Raw genomic sequence first — 14,660 nt, forward strand, 5'->3', positions numbered from 1 at the left:
ACGATGGGCTTGATCGACTTCGCGGTTCGCCGCTGGCAGATCACCCTGGTGATGTTCGCGCTGCTCGGCGCTATCGGCATCAGCGCTTTCCTCGGCATCCCGCGCTCGGTCGACCCGCACTTCCCGTCGCCGTTCATCAACATCATCGCGCTCCAGCCCGGCGCGACGCCGTCGGACATGGAGCAGACGGTCGCCAAGCCGATCGAGGACGTGCTCCAGGGCCTCGACGATATCGTCAAAATCCAGTCGCGCTCGACCGACGGCACCGCGATCATCACCGCCGAGTTCAGCTGGTCGAGCGACCCGGAGAAGGACTACGACCAGACCGTCCGCGAGGTGAATGCGATCCGCGGCCAGCTGCCGTCCGCGCTCAGCCATCTCGAGTTTCAGAAGACCCGGACCACCGAAAGCGCCGTCCTGCAGTTCGCACTGGTCAGCGACACCGCCTCGTTCCGCCGCCTCGAGAAGTACGCGAAGGACCTGCGCGAGCGGCTCAACCAGGTGCCCGGCGTCCGCCAGACCCGGGTGTGGGGCATCCCGGCGCCGGAGCTGCGCGTCGCGGTCGACCCCGGGCGGCTGGCGCAACTCGGGCTGCCGGTGTCGGCGATCACCGACGCGCTGCGAGCCGGGGGTACAGACCTGCCGCCGGGCGCGGTCCACTCGGGCGATGCGCGCTACAACGTCGAGGCGGGCGGTGCCTTCCGCTCGGTCGCCGAGGTCGCCGCGCAGCCGGTCCGCGCCGTCAGCGATGCCGGGGCCGGCCGCGCCATCCGGGTCCGCGACGTCGCCGCGGTCGGCTGGAACTACGAGGAACAGCCCCACATCGCGCGCTTCAACGGCAAGCGCGCGATCTGGGTGACGCTGAACCAGAAGGACGATTTCAACGTCCTCGACATCCGCCGCGACGCCGTCGCGGTCGCCGATGCCTATAAGGCACAACTTCCGCCCGATGTGACGCTGGCGATCGGCTTCGACCAGAGCCGCGACATCTCGACAAAGCTCGACCAGCTGGCGCGCGACTTCGGCATCGCGCTGGCGCTGGTGCTGTTGACTTTGTTGCCGCTTGGCTTCCGCGCCTCGCTGGTGGTGCTGGTGTCGGTGCCGCTTAGCCTCGCGATCGGCTGTGCGGTGCTGGCGTTCTCGGGCTTTACGCTCAACCAGCTCGCGATCAGCGGCTTCATCATCGCGCTCGGGCTGCTCGTCGACGATTCGATCGTGGTCACCGAGAACATCGCGCGCCACCTGCGCGAAGGGCAGGACTGTATCGACGCGGCGATATCGGGGACGCGGCAGATCGCGGTCGCAGTGGTCGGCTGCACCTTCGTGCTGCTGCTGGCGTTCCTGCCGCTGGCGTTCCTGCCAGAGGGCGCCGGCAAATTCACCCGCTCGCTGCCGGTCGCGGTGTTGGGCACGGTCGCCGCGTCGCTGGTCGTCTCGCTGACCATCGTGCCTTTCCTCGCCAGTCGCATCCTGCCGCGCAACTCGCCCGAGCACGGCAACGCCTTCCTGCAGGCGATCCAGCACGGCATCCAGCGCTTCTACGCGCCCGTCCTGCACTGGTCGCTGACGCGGCCCCGCACGGCCCTAGTGGGCGCAACCCTGTTGTGCGCGGTCGCGCTCGGCCTGATCCCGTTCATCGGGTCGAGCCTGTTTCCGTCCGCCGACACGCCGTATTTCCTCGTTGAGGTCGCCGCTCCCGAAGGCGCCGCGCTGCGCCAGACCGACCGCGCCGTGCGCTTTGTCGAGGCCGCGGTAAAGGGCGAGCCTGGGGTCCGCACGGTGCTCGCCAACGCCGGCCGCGGCAATCCGCAGATCTTCTACAACCAACGCAGCCTCGACCAGCAGTCGAGTATCGGCGGCGTTGTCGTCACGCTCGACGACTGGGACCCGGTCGCCGGCCCGGCGCTGGTCGAGCGACTGCGGGCGAAGCTCGACCGCTGCCCCGACGCCAAGCTGACCCTCAAGATCTTCCAGAACGGTCCGCCGGTGGACGCGCCGGTGCAGGTCAAGGTGATCGGCCCGGACCTCGGCGTGCTGAAGACCCTCGCGGCGCAGATCGAGACGGTCAGCCGAAACACGCCGGGCACCCGTGACGTCGCCAATCCAGTCGCGGTCGACCAGGTCAAGCTCGACCTCGGCATAGATCCGGACAAGGCTGCGCTGCTCGGGGTCCAGCCCGGGGCGGCACGGCGCGCGGTCCGGCTCGCATTGGCGGGCGAAACTGCCGGGCGTTTCCGTGACAGCGAGGGCGACAGCTACAACGTCGTCGTCCGGATGCCGCTGGACCAGCGCCAGGAAGTCTCGGCCCTCGACCAGGTCTACGTGCCCTCGTCGAACGGTGGTGCGGTGCCGCTCCGGCAGATCGCGCACCCGCGCCTCGACAGCGCCCCGGCGCGCATTCAGCGCGAGCGGCAGGCCAGGGTCGTCTACATCTCGTCGCAGGTCCGGCCAGGCTTCGTCACCGCCAGCGTGACCGACGCGGTCTTCGCCAATGTCGCTAAGCTGGTCCGGATGCCGACCGGCTACCGCATCGAGGCGGGTGGCGAGGCGGAGGCCAAGGCGCGCAGCTTCGGCGGCCTCGGGCCGGTCATCGCGGTGGCGGTGTTCGGCATTCTCGCGGTTCTGGTCATCGAGTTCGGCCGCTTTCGCGAGGTCGCGGTGGTGGCGGGCGTCATTCCGCTCGGCATGGTCGGCGGACTGGTGGCGCTGTTCGTCACCGGCAACACGCTGAGCTACACCGCGGTCATCGGCTTCGTCGCGTTGATCGGTATCGAGATCAAGAACTCGATCCTGCTCGTCGACTTCACCACGCAACTGCGCGCGCAGGGCATGGCGCTCCGCGAGGCGATCGAGCGCGCCGGCGAAGTCCGCTTCCTGCCAGTGCTGCTGACCAGCATTACCGCCATCGGCGGCCTGCTACCACTCGCGGTGTCGGGGTCGGGGCTGTACGGGCCACTGGCTTGGGTGATCATCGGCGGCCTGATCAGCTCGACGTTCCTGTCGCGCGTCGTGACCCCCGTGATGTACCTGCTGATCGTCCGGGGCGACCGCGACGCGGTACCGGCGCGTTGAAATGACAGGCTCGCGGCTTTGTCCCGCCCGCACGCGGCCTGGTGGCCGATGCCGTTGACAGAGCCGGTGGTGGCGTGAAGCGGAGTTCCGCTAGAGCGTGTTTCGAGCGATATAACGCATTCGCCTTGCTGGCTCTTTGCAGCGAGACGGATCGATAGTTGCCCATTTTGATTCGATGCGCATGCAGTAGGCCAAATGATTTTCAGCAGATAACAGAGTCGAATGCGCGATTAACGGAAACACCACGACTTGAACCTATCCTGCCTCTCGATCTGATAGTGGTGGTTGGGCATGCGTGGCGCGAAAACTCCCCGGCCCCCACGACGCCTTGTCAAGCCCGCTCCCGACAAGCGGCCCCTGACCGCTGCTAGGCTCGCCGCGATCGGCCGCTATCAGATACTCGACACCGCTCCAGAGGCAGACTTCGACGATATCGCACTGCTTGCCGCTACCGTTTGCCGAACGCCCTTTGCCGCAATCAGCTTCGTTGCCGACGACCGCCAGTGGTTCAAGGCCGAGGTTGGGCTCGGCATTGCCGGCACGCCGATCGGCCACTCGTTTTGTGCCCACGCGATCGAGCAGGACGACGTCTTGGTCGTTGTCGACGCGCGCGAGCATCCCTTGTTCGCGGACAACCCGCTGGTTACGAAGGGGCCTGCGTTGCGCTTCTATGCTGGGGTGCCGCTGCGCAGTTCCGATGGTACGCCGATCGCCACCCTGTGCATCATGGACCGTGAGCCCCGTCCGAACGGGCTCACCGAAACCGAGAAAACGACGCTGAAGGTGCTGGCAAAGCAGATCGAGATGCAACTCGAGCTCAGGCGATCGGTCATCGAGCACGGCCGCCATGCCGCGCAACAGGCGGAGGCCGCCGAGCATCTGCGGCGTGCCACCGAACTCGACCTGCTGACCGGCCTGCCCAACCGCCGCCTGTTCCACTCCCGGCTGACCGCCGCGGTCGATGCTGCTGCTTGTGAAGGTAACCCGATGGCGCTGCTGCTGATCGACATCGACAACTTCAAGCAGCTTAACGACACCCTCGGTTTCGAGGCGGGCGATGCGCTGCTGCGGGCGTTCGGCGAGCGGCTCAGTTCGGTTGTCGATGCGAACGACACGGTCGCGCGGCAAGGCGGCGACGAATTCTCGATCATTCTCGCCAACGCCGGCACCGACCGTGACCTCAGCCAGTTCCTGAAGCGGCTGCTGACCCTGCTGCGGACGCCGCTGCCGCTCGATAACCGAAATCTCGATCTGCGCGCGACCGTCGGCATCGCGGTCTATCCCGCCGATGCTGAGAACAACGAGCGTCTGTTCTATTGCGCTGACCTCGCGCTGGCGACGGCAAAGGCCGAGGGCCGCGACCGGATCCTGCGGTTCCGGCCCGACATGGCGGCGGAGCTCGAGCGGGTCGAGGCGATGGTCCGATTATCCCACCATGTCCTCGACGAAGACCTCGTCACGCCGTTCTACCAACCGAAAATGGACCTGCTGAATGGCAGCGTGGCGGGGTTCGAGGCGCTGTTGCGCTGGCAGACCCCGAGCGGTCGCGTGATGCTCCCGAGCACCATCGAAGCGGCGTTTTCAGATCCCGAATTATCGGTGGCGGTCGGCACCCGGATGCTCAAGCGCGCACTCGCCGACATGAGGAACTGGCTCGAGACCGGGGTCGACTTCGGCAGCATCGCGATCAACAGCAGCATCGGTGATTTCGCGGCCGACGATTATGCCGAGCGCGTCCTCGGTGCCTTGGCGGACTTTGGCGTCGCACCCTATCTGCTCCAGGTCGAAGTGACCGAGGGGGTATTTCTCGGTCGCGGCAGTAGCTATGTCGAACGCGCACTAGCCTGCCTGAGGGCGTCGGGCGTCCGCGTCGCGCTCGACGATTTCGGCACTGGTTTCGCCTCGCTGACCCATCTCAAGCAGTTCGAGATCGACATCCTCAAGATCGACCGCGCCTTCATCGCGGGGCTCGGGACCAACCGCGACGACGCGGCGATCGTACGCGCCGTCATCCTGCTCGGCCAGCATCTCGGCATCGAAGTCGTTGCCGAGGGCGTCGAGACGATCCGGCAGTCCGACTATCTTAAATCGGCTGGCTGCCGCTTCGCGCAGGGGTTTCTATTCAGTCAGGCCCTACCGGCGATCGAGGTCCCGGACGTGATTACCGAACTCGAATCGCTGTACATGGGCAAGGTGCTGCCGCAAGAGTCACTTGTGTATACTAACTGATTATGTTTCGAGTAACGCCTAGTATCTGCAAATTCACGCAATTGTTCCGGAATAATTATTGAGATCGACGGCGACAAAGATACTTTGTTCGTTATAGCATCACAAGCATCAGTTGTTGATGTAATTTTTTTCTATATGTTATATGGCATTTATATGTTTATCAAACGACTATTTTTGGTATTTCCAGATCATGTAGGCAATCAGTATCAATAGAACTATAAGCAGAATAACGAGTTGATAGAAACGTGTTCGGGAGAGACTCTTCCGTCTAGGCGGATCGAAGAATCCTATGTCGACCAGAGGCAGCTCATTGATGGATGCACCTGTCACATTGAGGTCATCTTTGACTTGTGGATTAGACGCGTTGGCGCGCTGCTGCTGAGCCGACGGTTGATGATAATTGTCACTCACAGTGCGGAGCCTTACGTAATTTGATGATGGCTAATCGTACGGTATATCGGTTAACCATGAATGACGTTGTGCACGGAGTATAGTAACATTTTTTGCTGGCCGTTTGGCTTATTCGACCATGCAGGATTTGCTTGAGCTGAGAATTTCGTAGTAGGCTCATCAGAGTGTGCGTGTAAATTGATTCGGAAATCGATGGCCTTGGGCGGTATGGATCCACTGTGCCTGCAACTCGATTAATCATTTATCGATGCATAGAGAAAACCCTGTCATGTAACTGATGCGAACTTACAAGGTTCGTCGCGGCAAACCCGCCGTGTCGGACAGCAAACAGATATTTCTATTTAAACGGCTTTTGTCAATTCCGAACGTCGGTTCCTGGCAAGCTCTGGACTCTCGTGAAAAGAGGCCGTTGTATTTACTGTCTAATTCAAGTGAAGTCCGAGTAGCGCTCAATCCTGGTCTAGCGAAGGTGATTTAAGCCGTGGGCGACCGCGCCAGCAGGGTTGCGACCAGCCCGCCACCCGCCCGGTTTGCAAGGGTCAGCTCGGCGCCGATCTGACGGGCTAGCATCCGGCCGATAGTCAGGCCCAGTCCGGTGCCCCCGGTTTCAGGTGACCGGGACGTCTCCAGCCTGACGAACGGGTCGAACACCCGGTCGAGATCGGCCTCGCGCAGCCCGGCCCCGCGGTCGGCGATCGTGATCCTTGCGCCGCCCTGAGCCGGCTGCAGTTCAATTTCCGCCGAGCCGCCGTAGCGGACGGCGTTGTCGATCAGGTTGGTGACGATGCGACGCAGCGCCGCCGGTCGCGACGGCATGATCACCCGCGGCGCAGCCGTCAGGCTCACGGCATGGCCTATATCGACTGCATCGTCGACGAGACTTTGCAACAGCGCGGTCACATCGATGCGGACCAACGGCTCGAGGTGGCTTGCCGCGCGGGCAAGCTCGAGCCCCTCCTCGATCAACTCGCGCATCGCATTCGCGTCGGCGACCAGCTTCGTGCGCAACGTGTCCTCGGTCACTGCGTCGAGGCGCAGGCGCAGGCGCGTCAGCGGGCTGCGCAGGTCATGCGAGATCGCGGCGAGCATCCGCGTCCGCTCGTCGAGAGTGTGCTTGAGGTCGGCCTGCATGGTGTTGAACGCCGCAATCGCCTGCCGCACGTCGGACGGTCCTTCCAGCGCCAGCGCCGGCGCGTCGAGCGAGCGCGACAGCCCGGCGGCGGCGATCCCCAATTGCGCGATCGGGCGCGCTGCCATGCGCGACACGACGACCGCCAGGCCGAAGGCGCACAGGGTCAGGGCGAAGATAAAGACCGGGCTCAACGGCAGTTCCGGGTCCCTCAGCGCGGGCGGGCCGTCGACGGCGATGAACCGCGCTGGGCTGCCCGAGCTGGCCAGATCCAGCAGGTAACAGGTGGCGCGTGGGCCAGGGTCGAGCGGCGGCGGGGGCGGCCCCGGCCGGCCGCCAGCGTGCCGTGGCGGTACCGGACCGCAGTTGTCGCGGTCCACGACGAACGCCGACGCTGCGCCTGCCCAGGCGTAGCGCTCGCGCAGGCGCCGGGTGAGGTCGGCATCGGGCGTCCCGCCTTGGGGCCGGGACGCGAGTACGCGTCCACCGGGAACCGGTCCATTGGCGAAGGCGACGCTTGCGGCACGGTCGACGATCCGGTCGAGGCGGGCGCTTTCCGCTTGGCTACGCCGCTGGACGCCGGCGATTGTCGCGGACAACAAGGACGAGGCGACGATCCCGGCGGCCAGGACCGCGAAGATGCGGCCCGCCATCGACGTCGCGAAATCGCGGATGACGGTCAGCATCGCTCGACGGATTCGGAAAAGACATAGCCACGGCCGCGCACAGTCTTGATCAAGGCCACTCCGGCGGCACCATCGTCGCCGAGCTTGCCGCGTAGCCGACTGATGCGCAGATCGATCGCGCGGTCGAGCGCTTCTTCGGGCGCGCCACCGGTCAGGCGGTGCAGCACCTCGCGGGCCAGCACCTGACCGGGTCGCGCCAGGAAGACGTCGAGCAACCGATATTCGGCGCCCGAGAGCGCGACGACGGTCTGATCAGCCGCGATCAACTGGCGGCGGCGGCGGTCGAGTACCCAGCCCCCGGATTTGAGGTCGCCGTCTTCATCGTTGACCGGTTCGACGCCCGGGAGTTGTGCGGCGCGCCGCAGGACGCTGCGGATGCGAGCGACGAGTTCGCGCGGTTCGAACGGCTTGCCGAGATAGTCGTCCGCGCCGATCTCGAGGCCGATGATCCGGTCGATAGGATCGCCGCGGGCAGTCAGCATGATGATGGGGACTGCGCTGGTGCTGCGGAGCCACCGGCACAAGGTCAGGCCGTCCTCGCCCGGCAGGGTCAGGTCGAGCACGACCAGCGCAACGTCGGACGTGCGCGCCATCGTGGTCCGCAGGGCAACGCCGTCCGCGACACCCGTGACCCGGAAGCCATGCTCGGCGAGCAGGTCTGCGATGAGTTCGCGGATTTCGCGGTCGTCGTCGACGACGATGATGTGGGGCAAGGTCGACACCGCCCCGATGTGCCTCACCACCACGCCGCCGTCATCGACATATTGGTGTCGAAGTGTCTCGCGGCCACAGGCCGACACGCTGCGACATCGAAATGGCAGGTCCTGATACGAAGCGACACGATTTGCCCGACGAGCGCCGGGTTTCGCGGCTTTCTGGGGGAGTGCCCGACACGCGGCACCTGTTTCGAGGACGATCCATGAAATCCCGCATCGTGTTGAGTAGCGTGCTGCTCGCCGTGTTTGCTTCGGCCGGTACGGCAGCAAATGCGCAGCTTCCGCCCCCACCGGTCGACGGCCCGCGTGCCGACGCGCCGCTACCCCCACCGCCACCGCATCGCGGCGATCGCAAGCATCGCCGCGATGACCGTGGCCCCGACGCGCACCGCCCGCCCCCGCCGCCGCGCGGTGCCGGCCCCGACGACCGGCGGCCGGTTGCTCCCGAGCCGGGCGGCCGGCCGGCGCCCCCGCCGCCGGGTGACGCGCCGCCGCCGCCGCGCTGACGGACGCATCCACAACCCGGTACGGCAGCCGCCAGGAGTCGTTTGCAGCGCGGCCCTGGCGGCCTGCCGCAATGGCGATCGAGCGCTTCCAGCGGCGACTGATTGCCGTGCCAAAAGTCGAATTACGGAGGATCTGAGATGGACGACCAGCATACGACCGGCCTGCCCGCAGTTGTCGAGCGCGGCCCCGGCAAGAAGCCCAAACCCGACAAGCACGGCAAGCACGATCTCGCCCACAGCCATCGCAAGGCCGCCGAGCATTATGCGAAGGCTGCCGAGCACCACCGCCGGGCCGCATCCGCCCATGCCGGAGGTGTGCCCGAACAGGCGACGACCGAGGCGCTGCTGGCGCTCGGACAGGCCGCGCACGGCGAGCGGCACGCCCGGGATGCCGTACAGCTCTACGCCCAGCCGCACGACTAGGCGCTTGCTCCGGTCTTGAAAGGAACGGCGGCCATGACGGCTTCCCACGAAAAGGGCGCGGGCCGCAGCGCAACGCGGCCGTTGGAGGCGCTCAACTTCTTCATGGCCGACATGCAGGCCGGCATCGGCCCATTCCTCGGCGTCTTCCTTCAGCAGCGCGGCTGGGCGACCGGGGCGATCGGGCTGGTAATGACGCTCGGCGGCGTTGCCGGCATGGTGGTGACCGCGCCCGCCGGAGCGCTCGTCGATGCCACCAGCCGCAAGCGGATCTACGTCGCGGTTGCCGGAATGTTCACCGTCCTCGCCTCGGCACTAATCTTCATTTCGCAAGACTTCTGGGTGATCGCCACGTCGCAGGTCGCGACCGCGATCGCCGGCGCCGCGATCGGCCCAGCGGTCGCCGGCATCACGCTCGGCATCGTTCGGCAACGCGGTTTCAACCGCCAGAACGGCCGCAACCAGGCCTTCAACCATGCGGGTAACCTGGTCGGCGCGGCACTCTCCGGATTCCTCGGCTGGAAGTTCGGCTTGATCGCGATCTTCTGGCTGGCAGCAGCGTTCGGTGTTGCCGCGATCGCCTCCGTTCTGCTGATCCCGCAAGCCGCGATCGACGACCGCGCGGCGCGCGGCCTCGAAATGGCCAGCAGCGACATGGACGACGTGAAGGGCTGGCGCGTGTTGCTCGACTGCAAGCCACTGCTTGTGCTGGCCGGCGCATTGGCGTTCTTCCACCTCGGCAACGCGGCGATGCTGCCGCTGTACGGGCTCGCGGTTGTCGCCGCCGGCAAGGGTAATCCCGCGGCGTTCGTCGCCACGACCATCGTCATTGCGCAAGCGGTGATGATCGTCGCGTCGCTGTTCGCGATGCGCATGACCGAAAGCCGCGGTTACTGGTGGGTGCTGCTCGTCACCTTCGTCGCCCTGCCTATCCGCGGGCTGGTCGCCGCGACAGTCATCCAGCATTGGGGCGTGTTCCCGGTGCAGATACTGGACGGCATCGGCGCGGGGTTGCAAAGCGTTGCGGTACCGGGCCTCGTCGCACGGATCCTGAGCGGCACCGGCCGCGTCAACGTCGGACAGGGAGCCGTGATGACCGTCCAGGGCCTCGGTGCCGCGCTCAGTCCGGCACTTGGCGGGTTTCTTGCGCAGGAGCTCGGCTACCCCTCCGCCTTCCTGATCCTCGGCGGCTTCGCGCTGGGCTCGCTTGGCCTGTGGCTTGGCTTTGCCGGTTTGCTCAAGCCTGCGTGCGAAAGGCTTCCGGACGCGACCGACGGCCAGCCGGCGGCCGCTTGAACCAATGGTAACCCTGACGCCGACGAACCTCGCGATCTTTGCGATCGTCATCGGCGCGGTGGCCGGTGTCATCGTCCGGCCCTTCCGCTGGCCCGAGGCGATCTGGGCCGTCGCTGGCGCGCTGCTCCTGCTCGCCCTCGGCCTGCTCCCCTGGTCCGAGGGGCTGCACGCGGTTGGCAAGGGTCTCGACGTCTACCTGTTCCTCGTCGGAATGATGCTCCTCAGCGAGATCGCCCGCCGCGAGGGCCTGTTCGACTGGGTCGCGGGGTACGCCGTCAACCACGCGAGGGGGTCGCCGCGGCGGCTGTTCCTGCTGGTCTTCCTGCTCGGCATTGTCGTCACGACCTTCCTGTCCAACGACGCGACCGCGGTCGTGCTGACCCCGGCGGTCTTCGCCGCGACCCGCAAGGCGAAGGTCGACCCGCTGCCCTACCTGTTCATCTGCGCGATGATCGCCAACGCCGCGAGCTTTGTCCTGCCGATCTCGAACCCGGCCAACCTCGTGCTCTACGGCGACCACACGCCGCCGCTGATGCAGTGGCTGGGCAGCTTTGCACTGCCCTCGCTGCTGTCGATCGTCGCGACCTATGCGACGTTGCGCTGGACGCAGGCGGCGAAGCTCGGCGGCACCTGCGAGGCCGGCGTCGAGCAGCCGGCGTTGTCGCCCGGTGGCCGGGCCGCGCTGGCCGGGATCGGTGCGACCGCCGCCGTGCTGCTGACGGTGTCCGCATTCGACACATCGCTCGGCCTGCCGACGTTCATTATGGGCACCCTGACCACGGCGATCGTCCTGATCCGCAGCCGGACCTCGCCGCTGCCGGTTCTGGCGGGCGTGTCCTGGGCGGTCCTGCCACTGGTCGGTGGGCTGTTCGTGCTGGTTGCCGCGGTCGCTCGAACGGGTGTCACTGCGGCCTTGGCAGCGGCGTTGCGCGATGCCGCGCACGCATCGGCGATCGGTGCGGCAGCCGGTGCCGGCACGATCCTCGCGGTCGCCTCCAACCTGATGAACAACCTGCCCGCCGGGCTTATCGCCAGCAACGTCATCACCACTGCGAGGCCACCGCAAAGCGTCGTCGATGCGCTGTTGATCGGGGTCGACCTCGGGCCCAACCTGTCGATCACCGGGTCGCTGGCGACGATCCTGTGGCTGACCGCGATCCGCCGCGAAGGCGTCGATGTCGGTTTCTGGCAATTCCTGAAGGTTGGGATCGTCGTCATGCCGGCGGCGCTGGTCCTGGCGATCGCGGCGCGGTTGATCCTGTAAGCGGTCCGGCTGTCGTCATCCGGCCGACCAATACTATTTTTTGCCTTGGCGGGTCTTGAAACCGCTGGTGCCGAAACTAGTTTTTCGCTCGCCGGATGCTGAACGGTCCGGTGGTCCAGGGGTGCCCGCCAGCCCAAGCAACCTCTCGTACCCAAGTTGCTCAGAGGAGGACATGGCTATGAGAAACACGATCGATTTTGCTCCCTACCGCCGGTCTTCGATCGGTTTCGACCGTCTGTTCGATCTTTTCGATAATATTGCTCGCGCCGAAGCGGCGGATGGCTACCCGTTCTTCGATGTCGAGCAGCGCGGCGAGGATGCCTACCGCATCAGTGTCGCGGTGGCGGGGTTCACCCGCGACGAAATCGAGATCACCACCAAGCTTAATCTGCTGGTGGTCAGCGGTGCCAAGCCAGACTTGGGCGAGCAGCGCCAGTTCATCCATCGCAGCGTCGCCGCGCTGCCGTTCGAACGGCAGTTCCAGCTTGCGGACAACGTCCAGGTAGTCGGCGCCTCCCTCGAGAATGGCATGCTGGCGATCGACCTGCGGCGCGAGGTTCCGGATTCGGTCAAGCCGCGCAAGATCGAGATCGGCAACGACAACGGCCAGCAGCACCGGCTGGCATCGGTCGAGACCAGCAAGGCTGCGTGATGAACGTGCGGCTGCGCTCGCTCCTCGCGGCCGCGCGCACCGATCTGCGTTTCGGCGAGGCGCTGGGCTACGCGACCGAGAAGGACATGAGCAATCTCGTCGCTGCGGTCGACGATCTCGACCGCAAGACCAGCGGGCAGCAGCATGGCACCGGGCTGCGGGACCGGCTCGCCAGCCTGTTCGACATCGCGCGGGGTTCCAGCCAGCCCCACTCGGGCAGGAGCTGACGTATCGCCGCGCCGCTCACGCGGCTGCCGCTGCGATAATTTATGAGGAGGATCACGACGCGAAAAGTGCACTTGGCTCTGCTCGCCGGCACTACGGCAATCGCCGTGGCTGGCGCGGCGATCGCGATGAACCGCGATGACCACGTCCTGAAACTCGCGATGCCGGACGGGTCCGTGGCAAGGATCGAATATAACGGCGAGATCCCGCCGAAAGTCATCGTCTCGCCTGGGCAACCGGCAGCGTTGCCTCTCGCGTTCGATGCGCTCGACCCAGCGCCATTCGGCATGCTCGACCGCATCGCCGCGCAGATCGACCGGCAGGCGGACGCGATGCTGCGGCACGTCGCGGCGCTGCAGGCGTTGTCCGCGCCGGTCGGCGGCAAGCTCGACCTCGCTGGATACGGCAAGCTGCCGGCGGGCACCGTCAGTTACTCGGATGTCGCGACCACCTCGGGCCAGGGCGTCTGTAGCGAGAGCGTCCGGGTGACCTCGCTCGGCCCGGATCGGCCGCCCAAAGTGGTCTCCACGGGTTCGGGCAACTGTGTCGGTAGTCCGCAGGACACGACATTGGCGCAGCACCGCCAGCCGGTCGCCACGTCCGGGACCACGCAGGTCGACCTGAATACCTACAGCCGTGACCCAAAGGCAGCGACGACGAGGGCATGACCCAGCGGGAGGCCCTGCGGTCAGTCTTCCGGAAGCGCACTCGGCGCTTGCCCGTGTGCGGGCCGATCAGGCGACCGTGCGGGCCATGCTGACGCCAAGGCTCTCGAGATCCTGCCAATAGTCCGGATAAGTCTTGCGGACGCAGTCGGGGTCGCGAATGGCGACGCCCGGTACTCGCAGGGCGGCCAGCGCCATGCTCATCGCGATGCGGTGATCGGCGTAGGTTTCGATCTGCGCCGGGCCGAAGTGTAAGGCCGGCGTGACCACCAGGTCGTCGCCGTCCTCCACCGCCAGGCCCGGCGAAAGCCGTGACAGCTCGCTCGCCATCGCGGCGATGCGGTCGCATTCCTTGACGCGCAGATTGGCGATCCCGACGAAACGTACCGGGGTCGCGTTGAAGGCCGCCAGTACCGCCAGCGTCGGCACCGCATCCTGCATCTGCGCGCCGTCGATCACCGGCGGCAGGTGCGGGAATTGCCGGATCAGGTGGTAGGCTGCGGCGTCGGGCTGGGTGAAGGCTTCCGCTGCGGTTCCGATGTCGATACTGCCCCCGGTCAGCATTTCGGCCGCCCACAGATACGTGGCGGCTGAAGCATCGGGCTCAATGCGCAGGTCGGCGGCGCGGTAGCCACCGGGCTGCACGACCCAAGTCGCGTGATCCCGCTGCTCCACCCGTGCACCGAAGTGGCGCATCGCGGCGCAGGTCAGGTCGATGTAGCCGCGCGCGCCGATCTCGTCACCGGTCAACGCCAGCTCGACCGGGCACCGGGCGCCGGGCGCAAGCATCAGCAGCGCCGACGCATATTGGCTGGACAGTCCGGCGTCGATCGCGACCCGGCCGCCATCGAACCCGCCTTGCCCGTGAACGGTGACCGGTGGGCAGCCCGACGGTGCCTCGATCGCGATACCGAGAGCGCGCAGCGCGCTCACTAGCGGCCTGATCGGCCGCTTCTGCATGTGGCTGTCCCCGGTCAGCACCACGACGCCGTCCGCGAGCACTGCGGCGGCGGTCAGGAAGCGCGTCGCGGTCCCGGCGTTGCCGAGGAACAGGGGGCCGGGCGGCGCGGCAAGATGCCCGGTGCCGAGGATCACGAAGCTGGTGTCGCTGGGCTCGTCGATCGTCACGCCCATGGCCCTGAGCGCGTTGGCCATGTGCCGCGTGTCGTCGCTCTTCAAGGCACCGGTCAGGCGGCTCGAGCCGTGGGCCAGCGCCGCCAGCAGCAATGCCCGGTTGGTGATGGACTTGGACCCCGGCGGCATGACCCGGCCCCGCAGCGGCCGGGCGGGCGGGACGATAGTGAGCAGGTCGGTCATTCCGGGACTCTTATCGAGGGTCCGGCTGGCCGCGTCCACTTTCCCGGTGCGCGGGCCTGAGCGGTCGCGGCT

The 14,660-nt window shown here is 66.4% G+C and carries 12 protein-coding genes; 9 read left to right on the forward strand and 3 right to left on the reverse strand.

Going from position 1 to position 14,660, the window contains the following annotated elements; genetic code table 11:
• The first annotated feature begins 3 nt into the window (after nt 1–3).
• Both KX816_01665 and KX816_01670 read left to right on the forward strand, forming a co-directional pair.
• Nucleotides 4–3,072: an efflux RND transporter permease subunit gene (locus KX816_01665; GenBank protein QXQ06803.1), complete on the forward strand. Its 3,069-nt coding sequence runs from the start codon at nt 4–6 to the stop codon at nt 3,070–3,072.
• Between the two features lie 291 nt (nt 3,073–3,363).
• Nucleotides 3,364–5,301, forward strand: a complete 1,938-nt coding sequence (locus tag KX816_01670; protein QXQ06804.1) for an EAL domain-containing protein — start codon at nt 3,364–3,366, stop codon at nt 5,299–5,301.
• Nucleotides 5,302–6,186: 885 nt separating this feature from the next.
• On the opposite strand, the gene KX816_01675 is transcribed toward KX816_01670, so the two are convergent.
• Both KX816_01675 and KX816_01680 read right to left on the reverse strand, forming a co-directional pair.
• Nucleotides 6,187–7,527: a hypothetical protein gene (locus KX816_01675; GenBank protein QXQ06805.1), complete on the reverse strand. Its 1,341-nt coding sequence runs from the start codon at nt 7,525–7,527 to the stop codon at nt 6,187–6,189.
• Nucleotides 7,521–8,249, reverse strand: coding sequence for a response regulator transcription factor (locus tag KX816_01680; protein QXQ08345.1), 729 nt, complete (start codon nt 8,247–8,249; stop codon nt 7,521–7,523). The genes KX816_01675 and KX816_01680 overlap by 7 nt, the downstream gene beginning before the upstream one ends.
• 212 nt (nt 8,250–8,461) lie before the next feature.
• Between KX816_01680 and KX816_01685 the strand changes: the two genes are divergently transcribed.
• The 7 genes from KX816_01685 to KX816_01715 all read left to right on the forward strand — a co-directional run bounded on the left by KX816_01685 (nt 8,462) and on the right by KX816_01715 (nt 13,274).
• The gene (locus KX816_01685; protein QXQ06806.1) at nt 8,462–8,749 is read left to right on the forward strand and encodes a hypothetical protein; all 288 of its coding nucleotides are present in this window, start codon (nt 8,462–8,464) and stop codon (nt 8,747–8,749) included.
• Nucleotides 8,750–8,887: 138 nt separating this feature from the next.
• Complete coding sequence (locus tag KX816_01690; GenBank protein ID QXQ06807.1) at nt 8,888–9,172, forward strand: hypothetical protein; 285 nt, start codon at nt 8,888–8,890, stop codon at nt 9,170–9,172.
• A 33-nt stretch (nt 9,173–9,205) separates the two neighbouring features.
• Complete coding sequence (locus KX816_01695) at nt 9,206–10,465, forward strand: MFS transporter (GenBank protein ID QXQ06808.1); 1,260 nt, start codon at nt 9,206–9,208, stop codon at nt 10,463–10,465.
• 4 nt (nt 10,466–10,469) lie between these two features.
• Nucleotides 10,470–11,729: an arsenic transporter gene (locus KX816_01700; protein ID QXQ06809.1), complete on the forward strand. Its 1,260-nt coding sequence runs from the start codon at nt 10,470–10,472 to the stop codon at nt 11,727–11,729.
• A 172-nt stretch (nt 11,730–11,901) separates the two neighbouring features.
• On the forward strand, nt 11,902–12,381 hold the full coding sequence (locus KX816_01705) for an Hsp20 family protein (protein QXQ08346.1): 480 nt from the start codon (nt 11,902–11,904) through the stop codon (nt 12,379–12,381).
• Nucleotides 12,381–12,608, forward strand: a complete 228-nt coding sequence (locus KX816_01710; GenBank protein QXQ06810.1) for a hypothetical protein — start codon at nt 12,381–12,383, stop codon at nt 12,606–12,608. The genes KX816_01705 and KX816_01710 overlap by 1 nt, the downstream gene beginning before the upstream one ends.
• 72 nt (nt 12,609–12,680) lie before the next feature.
• Nucleotides 12,681–13,274 carry a hypothetical protein gene (locus KX816_01715; protein QXQ06811.1) on the forward strand — a complete coding sequence of 198 codons (594 nt, stop codon included), beginning with the start codon at nt 12,681–12,683 and terminating at the stop codon, nt 13,272–13,274.
• A gap of 66 nt (nt 13,275–13,340) precedes the next feature.
• On the opposite strand, the gene KX816_01720 is transcribed toward KX816_01715, so the two are convergent.
• On the reverse strand, nt 13,341–14,588 hold the full coding sequence (locus tag KX816_01720; GenBank protein ID QXQ06812.1) for a 3-phosphoshikimate 1-carboxyvinyltransferase: 1,248 nt from the start codon (nt 14,586–14,588) through the stop codon (nt 13,341–13,343).
• Nucleotides 14,589–14,660 lie beyond the last annotated feature (72 nt).

The organism is Sphingosinicellaceae bacterium, from assembly GCA_019285715.1.
In the GTDB taxonomy this organism is placed as follows: domain Bacteria; phylum Pseudomonadota; class Alphaproteobacteria; order Sphingomonadales; family Sphingomonadaceae; genus Glacieibacterium.

What these genes read in the sequence shown, in the direction of transcription:
- KX816_01675 (QXQ06805.1), bottom strand. Translation starts at nt 7,527, where the DNA reads ATGCTGACCGTCATCCGCGATTTCGCGACGTCGATGGCGGGCCGCATC.
- KX816_01720 (QXQ06812.1), bottom strand. Translation starts at nt 14,588, where the DNA reads ATGACCGACCTGCTCACTATCGTCCCGCCCGCCCGGCCGCTGCGGGGC.
- KX816_01700 (QXQ06809.1), top strand. Translation starts at nt 10,470, where the DNA reads ATGGTAACCCTGACGCCGACGAACCTCGCGATCTTTGCGATCGTCATC.
- KX816_01705 (QXQ08346.1), top strand. Translation starts at nt 11,902, where the DNA reads ATGGCTATGAGAAACACGATCGATTTTGCTCCCTACCGCCGGTCTTCG.
- KX816_01670 (QXQ06804.1), top strand. Translation starts at nt 3,364, where the DNA reads ATGCGTGGCGCGAAAACTCCCCGGCCCCCACGACGCCTTGTCAAGCCC.
- KX816_01690 (QXQ06807.1), top strand. Translation starts at nt 8,888, where the DNA reads ATGGACGACCAGCATACGACCGGCCTGCCCGCAGTTGTCGAGCGCGGC.
- KX816_01695 (QXQ06808.1), top strand. Translation starts at nt 9,206, where the DNA reads ATGACGGCTTCCCACGAAAAGGGCGCGGGCCGCAGCGCAACGCGGCCG.
- KX816_01710 (QXQ06810.1), top strand. Translation starts at nt 12,381, where the DNA reads ATGAACGTGCGGCTGCGCTCGCTCCTCGCGGCCGCGCGCACCGATCTG.
- KX816_01665 (QXQ06803.1), top strand. Translation starts at nt 4, where the DNA reads ATGGGCTTGATCGACTTCGCGGTTCGCCGCTGGCAGATCACCCTGGTG.